This window comes from Streptomyces sp. NBC_01283, from assembly GCF_041435335.1.
Taxonomy (GTDB): Bacteria; Actinomycetota; Actinomycetes; order Streptomycetales; family Streptomycetaceae; genus Streptomyces.
Genome location: NZ_CP108430.1, coordinates 1,770,541 through 1,783,200, shown reverse-complemented (window position 1 = coordinate 1,783,200; position 12,660 = coordinate 1,770,541). Strand labels below are relative to the sequence as shown.

General features: G+C 71.1%; 14 protein-coding genes. 8 read left to right on the top strand and 6 right to left on the bottom strand.

All coding sequences use genetic code 11. The features are described from left to right. Nucleotides 1–47: 47 nt before the first annotated feature. Nucleotides 48–215, bottom strand: a complete 168-nt coding sequence (locus OG302_RS08220) for an LPFR motif small protein (RefSeq protein ID WP_361829873.1) — start codon at nt 213–215, stop codon at nt 48–50. A gap of 102 nt (nt 216–317) precedes the next feature. Continuing rightward, nucleotides 318–1,208: a hypothetical protein gene (locus OG302_RS08215; RefSeq protein WP_371526144.1), complete on the bottom strand. Its 891-nt coding sequence runs from the start codon at nt 1,206–1,208 to the stop codon at nt 318–320. A 155-nt stretch (nt 1,209–1,363) separates the two neighbouring features. Here OG302_RS08215 and OG302_RS08210 point away from each other — a divergent pair, with 155 nt between their 5' ends. Beyond that, nucleotides 1,364–2,368 (top strand): GlxA family transcriptional regulator, encoded by a 1,005-nt coding sequence (locus tag OG302_RS08210; RefSeq protein ID WP_371526143.1) that lies wholly within the window; start codon nt 1,364–1,366, stop codon nt 2,366–2,368. Nucleotides 2,369–2,377: 9 nt separating this feature from the next. Beyond that, entirely contained in the window at nt 2,378–3,010 is a 633-nt protein-coding gene (locus OG302_RS08205; RefSeq protein ID WP_371526142.1) for a DJ-1/PfpI family protein, read from the top strand. Here the strand turns inward: OG302_RS08205 and OG302_RS08200 are convergent. Further along, on the bottom strand, nt 3,000–3,791 hold the full coding sequence (locus OG302_RS08200; RefSeq protein ID WP_371526141.1) for an enoyl-CoA hydratase/isomerase family protein: 792 nt from the start codon (nt 3,789–3,791) through the stop codon (nt 3,000–3,002). The two genes, OG302_RS08205 and OG302_RS08200, sit on opposite strands and share 11 nt — an antisense overlap. Nucleotides 3,792–3,884: 93 nt before the next feature. Here OG302_RS08200 and OG302_RS08195 point away from each other — a divergent pair, with 93 nt between their 5' ends. Together OG302_RS08195 and OG302_RS08190 are read left to right on the top strand one after the other, a co-directional pair. Continuing rightward, complete coding sequence (locus tag OG302_RS08195; protein ID WP_371526140.1) at nt 3,885–4,547, top strand: HdeD family acid-resistance protein; 663 nt, start codon at nt 3,885–3,887, stop codon at nt 4,545–4,547. Nucleotides 4,548–4,714: 167 nt separating this feature from the next. After that, nucleotides 4,715–5,194 (top strand): ATP-binding protein, encoded by a 480-nt coding sequence (locus tag OG302_RS08190; protein WP_371750054.1) that lies wholly within the window; start codon nt 4,715–4,717, stop codon nt 5,192–5,194. 24 nt (nt 5,195–5,218) lie between these two features. Here the strand turns inward: OG302_RS08190 and idi are convergent, their stop codons facing one another. The 3 genes from idi to galE form a co-directional block, all read right to left on the bottom strand. Continuing rightward, nucleotides 5,219–5,812, bottom strand: coding sequence for an isopentenyl-diphosphate Delta-isomerase (gene idi, locus OG302_RS08185; protein ID WP_361829863.1), 594 nt, complete (start codon nt 5,810–5,812; stop codon nt 5,219–5,221). Nucleotides 5,813–5,928: 116 nt separating this feature from the next. After that, nucleotides 5,929–6,855 carry a cation diffusion facilitator family transporter gene (locus tag OG302_RS08180; RefSeq protein WP_371526139.1) on the bottom strand — a complete coding sequence of 309 codons (927 nt, stop codon included), beginning with the start codon at nt 6,853–6,855 and terminating at the stop codon, nt 5,929–5,931. Between the two features lie 165 nt (nt 6,856–7,020). After that, complete coding sequence (galE, locus tag OG302_RS08175; RefSeq protein ID WP_371526138.1) at nt 7,021–8,004, bottom strand: UDP-glucose 4-epimerase GalE; 984 nt, start codon at nt 8,002–8,004, stop codon at nt 7,021–7,023. 257 nt (nt 8,005–8,261) lie between these two features. On the opposite strand from galE, the gene OG302_RS08170 reads away from it, so the two are divergent. From OG302_RS08170 to OG302_RS08155, 4 genes are read left to right on the top strand one after another with little or no spacing between them, the layout of a single operon-like run. After that, nucleotides 8,262–10,076 carry a DUF5941 domain-containing protein gene (locus OG302_RS08170; protein WP_371750053.1) on the top strand — a complete coding sequence of 605 codons (1,815 nt, stop codon included), beginning with the start codon at nt 8,262–8,264 and terminating at the stop codon, nt 10,074–10,076. Further along, nucleotides 10,073–10,810, top strand: coding sequence for a phosphocholine cytidylyltransferase family protein (locus tag OG302_RS08165; RefSeq protein ID WP_361829857.1), 738 nt, complete (start codon nt 10,073–10,075; stop codon nt 10,808–10,810). The genes OG302_RS08170 and OG302_RS08165 overlap by 4 nt, the downstream gene beginning before the upstream one ends. Continuing rightward, entirely contained in the window at nt 10,798–11,862 is a 1,065-nt protein-coding gene (locus OG302_RS08160) for an iron-containing alcohol dehydrogenase family protein (protein ID WP_361829855.1), read from the top strand. Before OG302_RS08165 ends, OG302_RS08160 begins: the two co-directional genes overlap by 13 nt. Then, nucleotides 11,840–12,619: a CDP-alcohol phosphatidyltransferase family protein gene (locus OG302_RS08155; RefSeq protein WP_371526137.1), complete on the top strand. Its 780-nt coding sequence runs from the start codon at nt 11,840–11,842 to the stop codon at nt 12,617–12,619. Before OG302_RS08160 ends, OG302_RS08155 begins: the two co-directional genes overlap by 23 nt. Nucleotides 12,620–12,660: the final 41 nt, after the last annotated feature.

Genomic DNA, 12,660 nt, shown 5'->3' with positions numbered 1-12,660 from the left:
CTGGGGTTGCGGGGCAATTGTGGCAGGTGGCACCGACAGCGGGGGGATCAGACCCGGCGTGCCCGCCCCGGGCGGCCTCCCGAACGGCGCCCCGTTCGCCGAGTGGAGTCGGAGGCACCGCCGAACAGCCGGGCAACGGCGCGGAACGGCAGCGTCACCACGGTGGCGATGGCCGCGCCGATCTGACGCAGGACGTCTGCGATCGCTCGGAACACGGGATTTCCCCTTTCGTCGCCGGTCCGGCGCACGACGCGCGGGACCGGAGACGAACGGGTACCTCGCACGGCGCCGTCCATGCCCGCGCCGTGGTCGTGGGGCTACTCCTTGCCGAGCAGGTCCGCCGGGAACGCCCCCGCCTGGAGCGCCGCGCCCGCGAACACGTTGCCCAGCTCCGTCAGACGCTCGACGCCCGCCGCGCCCAGGTGCTCGTACGGTGCCCGGTCGAGGCGGTCCGTGGCCTCCTCGACGTCCTTGCGCAGCTCGACGCCCGCTTCCGTCAACTCGGCCGCACCGTCGTGCAGTCCGCGGGCGCGGAGGCGCTCCACGGCGGCGTCCCAGTCCTCCTGGTTCCAGCCGCGCGTGGTGAAGTTCCACTTGGGCCGCATGCCCTTGCCGGTCGCCGTGTGGCTCACCAGCGCTTCCAGGCCGTCGAGTTCGGCGTGCTGGAGGGCCGTGAGGTGTCCGTCGCCCCGGTGCTCGCGCAGCAGAGTCGCGGCGTGCCAGAGCGCGAGGTGCGGCTGCTCGGGGACGGGCAGGTCCGCGTGGGCGGAGTACAGGGGGCGGGCGGAGCGGGAGCAGGCCTCGGTGGCGCGCAGGGCGAGCTCGGCCGCCTCCGCCATCTCCGGGGACGTGAGGGCGTCCTCGCCGAGGAGGCGCCGCAGCGTCGTGTCGACGGCACGCAGGCGGGCGGCGAGGACGTCCTCGGGGGACGCGGTGTCCCAGATGCCGGGCACGTGCTGGGCGACGGTCTCGTGCTTGTAGTTGTAGAAGGCCGCCGTGACCACTCCGGCGCCGACCCGCCCCATCGCCGCCGTGCGCGCGGCGAAGTTGACGGCCTTGGGGTGGGTGATCCCGATCTCGCCCAGCTCGCGACCCGTGTCGGGCGAGAAATAGTGCGTCGAGTGCAGCGCATTGAGCGCGTTGTGACATCGGCGACCCGCGCGCGGGTGCAGTGCCGCGGCCTGGGCGGGGGGCTTGAGAGAAGTCATGACCGCACGCTACCGACTGGTTGGTATGAGGTGAAGCCCGGGGCGCCCGCACCGCCGGACCGGCCACGGACCGCCCCCGCGCCACCGCCGTCGACGGCAGGAAAAGTGGGTCATTCGTCATTGCGGCCATCCCGTACGAGGCCAAGAATCGGGGCATGGAGCAGCGAACTGTCCTGGTCGTCCTCTTCGACGGGGTCCAGAGCCTCGATGTCACGGGGCCGGTGGAGGTCTTCGCGGGCGCCGCCGCCTGCCGGGGCGGCGACGCTCCGGCGTACCGCATCGTCACCGCGTCCCTGGACGGCTCTCCCGTACGCACCTCAAGCGGCCTCACGCTCGTGCCGGACTGCTCCCTGGCCGATGCCCCCGTGCCGCACACCCTGCTCACCCCGGGCGGCCTCGGCACCCGCGAGGCCGACCCCCGCCTGATCGACTGGCTGCGGACGAACGCCCCGCGGGCCCGGCGCCTGGTCTCGGTCTGCACCGGCGCCATCCTGTACGCGGAGGCGGGCCTCCTGGACGGCCGCCGGGCGACCACCCACTGGGCGTACTGCTCCAAGCTCGCCCGCGACCACCCCGCCATCGAGGTGGACCCCGATCCGATCTTCGTCCGTGACGGTCACGTCGCGACGTCCGCGGGGGTGACCGCGGGGATCGACCTGGCGCTGGCCCTCGTCGAGGAGGACCTGAGCCGGGACGAGGCCCTGACGGTCGCCCGCTATCTCGTCGTCTTCCTGCGGCGGCCGGGGAACCAGGCGCAGTTCAGCGCCCAGCTCGCCGTGCAGACGGCACAGCGCGAACCCCTGCGCGAGGTCCAGCAGTGGATCACCGAGCACCCTGACGAGGACCTCTGCGTCGAGTCGCTCGCCGCCCGCGCCCGGCTCTCGCCACGGCACTTCGCCCGCGCGTTCCAGACGGAGACGGGGATGACGCCGGGCAAGTACGTCGAGCGCGTACGCGTCGAGCATGCGCGCCGCCTCCTGGAGGACACCTCCCACGGCGTCGAGGAGGTCTCGCGCGCCTGTGGCTACGGCACCCCGGAGGCGATGCGCCGGGCCTTCGTCAAGACCCTCGGCGCGGCGCCCGCCGAGTACCGGCGGCGCTTCCACGCCCCTCTCGCCCCTCCTCCCGCCGTTCAGCCGGCACCCGCCCTCAACGGATAGGCCCCCCTCATGCAGATCGCCATCGCCCTGTTCGAACGCTTCACCGCCCTGGACGCGGTCGGCCCGTACGAGACCCTCAGCCGTATGCCCGGCGCCGAGACCGTCCTCGTGGCGGAGCGCCCAGGACCGGTGCGCAACGACAACGGCTCCCTCGCGCTCGTCGCCGACCGCGCTTTCGCCGACGTGACCGAGCCCGATGTCGTGGTCGTCCCCGGCGGCCCCGGGCAGAGCGACCACATGGAGAACGCGGCGCTCCTGGGCTGGCTGCGGTCCGCCGACGCCACCAGCACCTGGACGACGTCCGTGTGCACCGGATCCCTCCTGCTCGCCGCCGCCGGACTGCTCAAGGGGCGCCGCGCCACCTCGCACTGGCTGGCACTCGCGGAGCTGGCGAGGTTCGGCGTGGAGTCGACGGACGAGCGGGTGGTGTTCGACGGCAAGTACGTCACGGCGGCCGGGGTCTCCTCCGGCATCGACATGGGGCTCGCCCTGATCGGCCGCATCGCGGGCGAGGAGCAGGCCCAGACCGTGCAGCTCCTCACCGAATACGACCCCAGGCCGCCCTACGACGCCGGATCCCCGCGGAAGGCGCCCGCGCACCTCGTCGAGAAGTTCCGCGCGGGGAGCCGCTTCAGCCAGTAGCGCTGCCCCCGGCAGCGTTGCCCCCGAGTGTGCCCTCGCCCGGAGTCCACGTGAAGCGCGGCTCGCGGCGCTCCAGGAAGGCGGCGACCCCCTCGGCGGCGTCGCCGCCCGCACGCGCCTGTTCGCCCCAGTGGGCATCCCGGTCCAGGCGGCCGTCGGCGTACTCCTTGGCCGCGGCCTGCGTCAGCTGCGAACGCGAGGCGAGGACGGCGGTGAACTCCGCGACCCGCTTGTCCAGTTCGTCCCCGGGCAGCACCTCGTCCACCAGACCGGTGCGCAGCGCACGCCCCGCGTCGATCAACTCGCCCGAGAACAAGAGGTACTTGGCGGTCGCGGGCCCCACAAGCGACACCAGGCGCCGGGTGGACGACGAAGGATAGACGATCCCCAGCTTCGCCGGAGTGATCCCGAACAGGGCGCCCTCGTCCGCGAACCGCAGATCGCAGGCCGCCGCGAGCTGGCTTCCGCCGCCCACGCAGTAGCCGCGCACCGCGGCGAGCGTCGGCTTGGGGAAGGCCGCGAGAGCCTCCTCGGCCCGCACCGCCAGATCCTGCGCCTGGCCGGGCGACTCCCGCAGCGAGGAGATGTCGGCCCCCGCGCAGAAGGTATTGCCCTCGCCGGTCAGCACGACCGTCCGCACGGCCGGATCGGCGGCGAGCCCGGCGAGCAGCGGCGGCACCTGCCGCCACATGTCCGCCGTCATGGCGTTGCGCTTCGCCGGATGGTCGATGACGACGGTGGCGACGCCGTGGGTGACGGTCTGCCTCAGCTGCGGCTCCATGCGCAGGATGCTATCCGCCCTACTCGAACGTACGATCAAGAAGGGGCTGCCCTGAGAACTCTGCGCGACGGGGGAAGCAGGACGGAGACGCTGATGGCCCGACCCAAGAGCGCCAAGACCACCAAGACCGCCCCGGCGGATGCCCAGGGCGCCAAGCAGCTCAGCCGCAGTCTCGGCTGGCTGGCCCTGCTGGGCGCGATCCTCGCGCTGGCGGGGATCGTCGGCCTCGTCTACACGGGCCTCGCCACCCTCACCTCCATGCTCCTGTTCGGCTGGCTGCTCCTGATCGGCGGCTGTGTCGGCCTGCTGCACGCGGTGCAGTCCCGCGGCACGAACTTCTTCTGGCTCGGCGTGGTCGTGGCCGCCCTGAACCTAGCCGCCGGTGTCGTGATCATCCGCAGGCCGGATGTGGCGGCGGAGGCGCTGACGATGTTCGCCGCGCTGCTCTTCCTGACCGGTGGTGTCTTCCGACTGGTCGGCAGCCTGGTGGTGCGCGGCCCGCAGTTCGGCTGGACGCTCGTGCAGGGCGCCTTCGGTCTGCTTCTCGGCATCCTGGTGCTCGCCAACTGGCCCAGCAGCAGCCAGTACGTGATCGGCTGCTTCTTCTCGCTCGCGCTGCTCTTCGACGGCCTCGGCCTGCTCGCCGCGGGCCTCGGCGGACGGCGGATCGTGAGCATGGTCGCGGAGGACCGGCAGACGGGCGGGTCGGGCGGGCCAGACGGTGCTGACAACCCGTACAACCCGAAGAACGCTTGAAAGCGAAACGGCGAGGACAGGAAGCGCCATACAACTGACGCGGTTTGGCGTCAGTGATCAAATTGCGTCGATAGTCGCTGACTTCTGGTCAGTCATACGGTCCGGACCAGGACATTCCCAACACTCGATGCGTGGTGACAATCGAGCGCAAGGGCGGCGACCCGACGATGGGCGACGACGGGAGGTGCCCCGGCCCACTCCCTCGGGAGACCGGAAAGGTGCCGTACGAAGGCGTGTGGCGGTTCACCGCCGCCGCCGTGGACGCCTCGGTGCCCCAGGCACGGCACGCCGTACGCGACCTGCTGGCCCGGCAGGGCGTGCCCGTATCGGACGACCTCGTGCAGGGCCTGCTCCTGATCGTCTCCGAACTGGTCACCAACGCGGTGCGGCACGCGGCCCTGCTCTCGCCGATGCTCGCGGTGGAGGTGGCGGTCGGCGCCGAGTGGGTGCGGGTCTCCGTGGAGGACGACCACCCCTACCGCCCGACCGCCCTGGTGGCCGACCACGGCCAGACCGGCGGCCGCGGCCTTCTCCTCGTCCGCGAGATCACGCAGGAGGCGGGCGGCGCCTGCGACGTCGAACACACCGCGAGCGGGGGCAAGGTCATCTGGGCGGCCCTGCCCCTGAAGCCCAACGGCACCGGTTAGACCGGGATCAGACAGGGAGTCGGGTCACCAGCCGGCCGACGGCCCCGTCAGCTCCCGGATCGCGGGCCGCGCCGAGTCCAGGACGGTCATGAACCACGCGGAGAACGGCCCCTCGGCGTGCCGCTCCGCCAGCTCACCGGCCGTCACGAACGCGGTCTCGCCGACCTCGGACGGGTCGGGCCGCAGCGGCGACTGGACCATCCCCACGAAGAGATGGTTGAACTCCTGCTCCACCAGGCCCGAGTCGGGGTCCGGGTGGTTGTAGCGCACGGTGCCGGCCTCCGCGAGCAGCGAGGGCGAGACGCCCAGCTCCTCGTACGTCCGGCGGGCGGCGGCCGCGAACGGCGCCTCGCCGGGGTACGGGTGGCCGCAGCAGGTGTTCGACCAGACGCCGGGGGAGTGGTACTTGCCCAGGGCGCGCTGCTGGAGCAACAGCCGCCCCTGCTCGTCGAAGAGGAAGACGGAGAACGCCCGGTGCAGCTGCCCGGGCGCCTGATGCGCGGAGAGTTTCTCCGCCGTGCCGATCGTCCTGCCGTCCTCGTCGACGAGTTCCAGCAAGATCGCTTCTCCGGTGCCGTTCGACGAGCTGTTCGCCGCGGTGGCAGGTGTGGTCGGCATACCCATCCTTCGCTTCGGTCTTCGAGCCTCAAGTCTGCCGCACGTGACCGCCCCTCCTGGCAAGGAACCACCGGAAGCCACCCTCACCGGTGTCCGTGCCGGTGTCGGCGCCGGTGTCAGTGGCAGAGCTTTGCCTCGTGCTCCGCGTGGCCCACCGGCTCCAGCTGGAACGTGCAGTGCTCCACGTCGAAGTGGTCGCCCAGGCAGCCCTGCAGCTCGTGCAGCATCTTCTCGTGGCCGATCCCGTTGAGCGTCTCGGTGCTGACGACCACGTGTGCGGAGAGGACCGGCATCCCCGAAGTGATGGTCCAGGCGTGCAGGTCGTGGACGTCCTCGACGCCCGGCAGATCCAGTATGTGCTGGCGGACCTCGGCCATGTCGACGCCCTTCGGCGCGGACTCAAGGAGCACGTTCAGGGTCTCGCGCAGGAGCTTCACCGTACGCGGGACGATCATGAGGCCGATGACCAGCGAGGCGATCGGGTCCGCCGCCTGCCAGCCGGTCGTCAGGATGAGCACCGCGGCGACGATCACGGCCAGGGAGCCCAGCGCGTCGGCCACGACCTCCAGGAAGGCGCCGCGCACGTTCAGGCTGTCCTTCTGGCCGCGCATCAGGAGCGAGAGGGAGATGATGTTCGCCACCAGGCCGACGACCCCGAAGACGATGGTCAGTCCGCCCTCGGTCTCGGCGGGCGTGATGAACCGCTGGATCGCCTCGTACAGGACGTAGCCGCCGACGCCGAGCAGCAGCAGACAGTTGGCGAGCGCGGCGAGGATCTCGGCCCGGGCGTAGCCGAAGGTGCGGTTCTCCGTCGCCGGGCGGTTGGCGAACTGGATCGCGAGCAGTGCCATGCCGAGACCCAGCGCGTCCGTCGCCATGTGCGTCGCGTCCGCGATGAGCGCGAGCGAATCCGCCATGAGGCCGCCGACGATCTCGACCACCATGACGGTGACCGTGATCGAGAGCGCGATGCGCAGCCGCCCTCGGTACGCCGCCGTCGCCGTCCCCCCGTGTGTGTGTCCGTGGTCGTGCCCAGCCCCCATGGAAGCCGCCTCCGTATGGTCGGTATCGGTCTTCTGTCCCCTGGTCGCGCGTCTGCCGCGATCACAGTGAACTACGGGGTGGGGGTATCCGGCAACACGGCACTGAACACCGTTGTCATATGCTCTGACCTGCGGAAATGACCGCAGGTCAGAGCACTGAGGTGATCAGGGGCGGTGCGCCTCGGGGTGGTGGAGGCACCAGCCGGCCCACGCGGATTCGACCATCTCGCGTACCGTGCGCCGCGCCTTCCAGCCCAGCTTCTCGGCGGCCAGACCGGCATCCGCGACGGCGCGCGGGGCGTCGCCCTCGCGGCGCGGCTCGACGATCGCCGGCCGGTGGTCACCCGAGATCTCGCCGATGAGGGTGACGAGTTCGCGTACGGAAACTCCCTCGCCGCGGCCGATGTTCACCGTCAGGTCGCCCTCGGGGTGCGCCTCGACACGGCGGGCCGCCGCGAGGTGGGCGTCGGCGAGGTCGGCCACGTGGATGTAGTCACGGACGCAGGTGCCGTCCGGCGTCGGGTGGTCGTCACCGAAGATCCGCGGTGACTCGTCGCGGGTGAGCCGGTCGAAGACCATCGGGACCACGTTGTAGACCCCGGTGTCCGCGAGCTCGGGGGCCGAGGCGCCCGCCACATTGAAGTAGCGCAAGCACACGGTCGCGATGCCGTGCGCCCGGCCCGCGGCCCGCACCAGCCACTCCCCGGCGAGCTTCGTCTCGCCGTACGGGTTGATCGGCACGCAGGGGGTGTCCTCCGCCACCAGGGCCACGTCGGGCGGGTTGCCGTACACCGCGGCCGACGAGGAGAAGACGAACCGCTTGATGCCCGCATCGGCCACCGCTTCGAGCAGCGTCACCAGGCCGCCGACGTTCTCCCGGTAGTAGCGCAGCGGCTGCTCCACGGATTCGCCGACCTGCTTGCGCGCCGCGAGGTGCACCACACCCGTCACCTCATGCTCGGCGAAGGCCCGCCGCAGCAGATCACCGTCGAGCGATGAGCCCCTGATGAGCGGAATGTCCGCGGGGAGCCGCTCCGGCACCCCGGCCGAGACGTCGTCCAGGACGACCACCCGCTCCCCGGCACCGGCCATGGCCCGCGCCACATGTGCCCCGATATAACCCGCTCCACCTGTGATCATCCATGTCATGGGCGTCGACTTTATGTCGTTTGTGCCGGTCACATGAAGCGCGGTTTGTGGGTGCCGCCCCCGATCGACCATGATGATCGAGTTGGCGGAGGGCTCTGCAGGTTCTGCTTATGGGGCCGTAAACGGGCGGTGAACGCCCGCTTCCCATCATCCGATAGCCTCTGCCGACGTGCCGCCCGGCCGCTGCCGGCCAGGGGCGCCCCTCATCACGCACGTGCCCGGCGCGAGCCGCGCCGGCAATCAAGGAGTGAGTTCGTCTGTCGACCGCCATCCTGACCGGTCAGCCGGTCCCCGGGTCGCCGCTCGAAGGCGATCTGCGGTCCCTGGGATTTGACGTACGGGTCGCCTCCGACGCGGCGGACACCGAGACGCTGCTCGCCGCCGTCCCGGCCGGACAGCGGGTCGCGGTCGTCGACGCGCGCTTCGTGGGCCACGTCCACGCCCTCCGCCTCGGCCTGACGGACCCCCGCTTCGCCGCGTCCGCCGTTCCCGGCGCCGTGACCGCGCAGCCCGAGGCCAGGGCGGACCTGACGCGTGCGCTGCGGTCCACCACGGGCTCGGGCAACGGCGGCGGCTCCGCCCTGACGGTGGAGGCGCTCGCGGACCACGTCTCCGAGACTCTGGCCGCCGAAGGCCGCGACGTCCACCGCCCCGACCTCGGCACCCTCGTCGCCACCGTGCCCAGCGATCCTCAGGCACGGAACGAGGCGCGGCAGGCCGTGGCCGCCGTGGACGACGAGGCCGTACGCCTGCGGACCGCGGTCAAGTCGCGGGACGGCTTCTTCACGACGTACTGCATCTCCCCTTACTCGCGTTACATCGCCCGCTGGTGCGCGCGCCGCGGCCTCACCCCGAACCAGGTCACGACGGCCTCGCTGCTCGTCGCCCTGATCGCGGCGGGCTGCGCGGCCACCGGCACCCGCCCCGGCTTCGTCGCGGCCGGCCTTCTGCTGCTCTTCTCCTTCGTCCTGGACTGCACGGACGGGCAGCTCGCCCGCTACTCCCTGCAGTACTCGACGCTGGGCGCCTGGCTGGACGCGACCTTCGACCGCGCCAAGGAGTACGCCTACTACGCGGGCCTCGCGCTCGGCGCGGCGAACGCCACCGGCGACGACGTATGGGCGCTCGCGCTCGGCGCGATGGTCCTGCAGACCTGCCGGCACGTCGTGGACTTCTCGTTCAATGAGGCGAATCACGACGCCACCGCCAACACCAGCCCCACCGCTGCCCTCTCCGACAAGCTCGACAGCGTCGGCTGGACGGTCTGGCTGCGCCGCATGATCGTGCTGCCGATCGGCGAGCGCTGGGCCCTGATCGCCGTGCTCACCGCGGTGACCACGCCGCGCATCACCCTGGTCGTCCTGCTCATCGGCTGTGGACTCGCCGCCTGCTACACCACGGCCGGCCGTCTCCTGCGCTCGCTGACCCGCAAGGCGACCCGCACCGACCGCGCAGCCCAGGCACTCGCGGACCTCGCCGACACCGGCCCGCTCGCGACCGCCTTCGCCGCACTCAGGCTCCGCGGCCCGGCGCTGCCCGCGCCGCTGCTCGCCTTCGCCGGCGGCGCCGTGCTGGTCTGCGTGGCGGGACTCACGTCGTACGGCAGCCCGTGGGTGATCGTCGCCGCGGTGATCTACGTCATCACTTCGGGACTCGCCGTCGCCCGCCCCCTCAAGGGCGCCCTCGACTGGCTGGTCCCGCCGTTCTTCCGCGCGGCCGAGTACGGCACGATCCTGCTGCTGGCCGCCAACGCGGACGTGAACGGCGCCCTGCCCGCGGCTTTCGGACTGGTGTCCGCCGTCGCCTACCATCACTACGACACGGTGTACCGCATCCGCGGCGACGCAGGCGCGCCGCCGCACTGGCTGGTGCGGGCGATCGGCGGGCATGAGGGCAGGACGCTCGCGGTCGCTCTCGCCGCCGCTCTGCTCACCGACACAGATTTCACCGTCGCGCTCACGGCACTCGCCGTGGCCGTGGCACTCGTGGTGCTCGTCGAGAGCATCCGCTTCTGGGTGACCGCTCACAAACGTGGAGCACCCGCCGTACACGATGAAGGAGAACCCGCATGATCGGCCTCGTGCTGGCGGCCGGCGCCGGACGGCGTCTTCGCCCCTACACCGACACGCTCCCCAAGGCCCTGGTGCCGGTCGACGGTGACACCACCATCCTCGACCTGACCCTCGGCAACTTCGCGGAGATCGGTCTCACCGAGGTAGCGATCATCGTCGGCTACCGCAAGGAAGCCGTCTACGACCGCAAGGCGGCGCTCGAGGCGAAGTACGGCCTCAAGCTCACGCTGATCGACAACGACAAGGCCGAGGAGTGGAACAACGCCTACTCCCTCTGGTGCGGCCGTGACTCGATCAAGCACACCGTGATCCTCGCCAACGGGGACACCGTGCACCCGGTCTCCGTCGAGAAGACGCTGCTCGCCGCCCGCGGTGACGGCAAGAAGATCATCCTCGCCCTCGACACGGTGAAGAACCTCGCCGACGAGGAGATGAAGGTCATCGTGGACCCCGCCAAGGGCGTCCAGAAGATCACCAAGCTGATGGACCCGGCGACGGCCACCGGTGAGTACATCGGCGTCACCCTCATCGAGGGCGAGGCGGCCGACGAGCTCGCCGACGCGCTGAAGACCACCTTCGAGCGCGACCCCGACCTCTACTACGAGGACGGCTACCAGGAGCTCGTCAACCGCGGCTTCAAGATCGACGTGGAGCCGATCGGCGACGTCAAGTGGGTCGAGATCGACAACCACGACGACCTCGCCAAGGGCCGGGAGATCGCGTGCCAGTACTGACGAGGCTCATCCCCTCGCCGGTCGTCGTGGACATCCGGCCGGGGGCGCTCAACGACCTGGCCGGTGTCCTCGCGGACCAGCGGATCTGCTCGTCAACCGGCAAGCTCGCCATCGCCATCAGCGGTGGCTCCGGCGCGGTGCTCCGCCAGCGGCTCGAACCGTCGCTGCCCAGCGCCGAGTGGTTCGAGGTCGGCGGCGGCACGCTCGATGACGCCATCAAGCTCGCCGACGCCATCAAGAAGGGCCGCTACGACGCGGTCGTGGGCCTCGGCGGCGGCAAGATCATCGACTGCGCCAAGTTCGCTGCCGCGCGCGTCGGCCTGCCGCTGGTCGCCGTCGCGACGAACCTGTCGCACGACGGTCTGTGCTCGCCGGTCGCCACGCTCGACAACGACGCGGGCCGCGGCTCGTACGGAGTCCCGAACCCCATCGCGGTCGTCATCGACCTCGACGTGATCCGCGAGGCTCCCGTACGGTTCGTGCGCTCCGGCATCGGCGACGCCCTGTCCAACATCTCCGCGATCGCGGACTGGGAGCTCGCCGCGCGTGAGCGCGGCGAGGACATCGACGGCCTCGCGGCCGCGATGGCCCGCCAGGCCGGCGAGGCCGTCCTGCGCCACCCCGGGGGCGTGGGCGACGACGCCTTCCTGCAGGTCCTCGCCGAGGGTCTGGTCCTCACCGGCATCGCGATGTCCGTGTCGGGCGACTCCCGCCCGGCGTCCGGCGCCTGCCACGAGATCAACCACGCCTTCGACCTCCTCTTCCCCAAGCGCGCTGCCAGCCACGGCGAGCAGTGCGGCCTGGGCGCGGCCTTCGCGATGTTCCTGCGCGGGGCACGCGAGGAGTCGCTGTACATGGTGGAGGTGCTGCGCAGGCACGGTCTCCCCGTGACGCCGCAGGAGATCGGCTTCACCGTGGACGAGTTCGTCCAGGTCGTGGAGTACGCCCCGCAGACGCGCCCCGGGCGCTACACGATCCTCGAGCACCTCAATCTGAATTCCGACCAGATCAAGGACGCATACGCCGACTATGCCAAGGCCATCGGTAGCTGAACTCCGCCCCGTCGTTCACCCCGCAGGGGTGAAGGATCGGCGCAGCGGTGAGCACTGGGCGGGACGCCTGTACATGCGAGAGATCTCGCTGCGCTGCGACCGCTACCTGGTGAACACCAGGATCACGCCCAACCAGCTCACGTATCTGATGACCGTGGCCGGCGCCCTCGCCGCCCCGGCGCTTCTGGTGCCGGGGATCACGGGCGCCGTACTCGGCGTGATCATGGTCCAGCTGTATCTCCTGCTGGACTGCGTCGACGGCGAGATCGCCCGCTGGCGCAAGCAGTACTCGATGGCCGGGGTCTACCTCGACCGTGTCGCCGCCTACCTGTGCGACGCCGCGGTCCTGGTCGGCTTCGGTCTGCGCGCCGCCGATCTGTGGGGCTCTGGCCGCATCGACTGGCTGTGGGCCTTCCTCGGCACGCTCGCCGCGCTCGGCGCCATCCTGATCAAGGCGGAGACCGACCTCGTCGGTGTCGCCCGTCACCAGCAGGGCCTCGCCCCGGTCAAGGAGTCGGCCTCCGAGCCGCGCTCCTCCGGCATGGCCCTGGCCCGCAGGGCCGCGGGCGCGCTGAAGTTCCACCGGCTCGTGCTCGGCATCGAGGCGTCCCTGCTCATCCTGGTCCTCGCGATCGTGGACCAGGTGCGCGGCGACCTGTTCTTCTCGCGGATCGGTGTCGCCGTCCTGGCCGGCATCGCGCTGCTCCAGACCCTGCTGCACCTCGTGTCCATCCTCGCTTCCAGCAGGCTGAAGTGAGTGCGGCGGGGAGCCGTCCCCTGAAGGTCGGCGCGGTCATC

Bases quoted from the DNA above. Each gene is read 5' to 3' on its own strand.
- OG302_RS08215 (WP_371526144.1), bottom strand. From the start codon at position 1,208: ATGACTTCTCTCAAGCCCCCCGCCCAGGCCGCGGCACTGCACCCGCGC.
- OG302_RS08210 (WP_371526143.1), top strand. From the start codon at position 1,364: ATGGAGCAGCGAACTGTCCTGGTCGTCCTCTTCGACGGGGTCCAGAGC.
- OG302_RS08205 (WP_371526142.1), top strand. From the start codon at position 2,378: ATGCAGATCGCCATCGCCCTGTTCGAACGCTTCACCGCCCTGGACGCG.
- OG302_RS08200 (WP_371526141.1), bottom strand. From the start codon at position 3,791: ATGGAGCCGCAGCTGAGGCAGACCGTCACCCACGGCGTCGCCACCGTC.
- OG302_RS08195 (WP_371526140.1), top strand. From the start codon at position 3,885: ATGGCCCGACCCAAGAGCGCCAAGACCACCAAGACCGCCCCGGCGGAT.
- OG302_RS08190 (WP_371750054.1), top strand. From the start codon at position 4,715: ATGGGCGACGACGGGAGGTGCCCCGGCCCACTCCCTCGGGAGACCGGA.
- idi (WP_361829863.1), bottom strand. From the start codon at position 5,812: ATGCCGACCACACCTGCCACCGCGGCGAACAGCTCGTCGAACGGCACC.
- OG302_RS08180 (WP_371526139.1), bottom strand. From the start codon at position 6,855: ATGGGGGCTGGGCACGACCACGGACACACACACGGGGGGACGGCGACG.
- galE (WP_371526138.1), bottom strand. From the start codon at position 8,004: ATGACATGGATGATCACAGGTGGAGCGGGTTATATCGGGGCACATGTG.
- OG302_RS08165 (WP_361829857.1), top strand. From the start codon at position 10,073: ATGATCGGCCTCGTGCTGGCGGCCGGCGCCGGACGGCGTCTTCGCCCC.
- OG302_RS08155 (WP_371526137.1), top strand. From the start codon at position 11,840: ATGCCAAGGCCATCGGTAGCTGAACTCCGCCCCGTCGTTCACCCCGCA.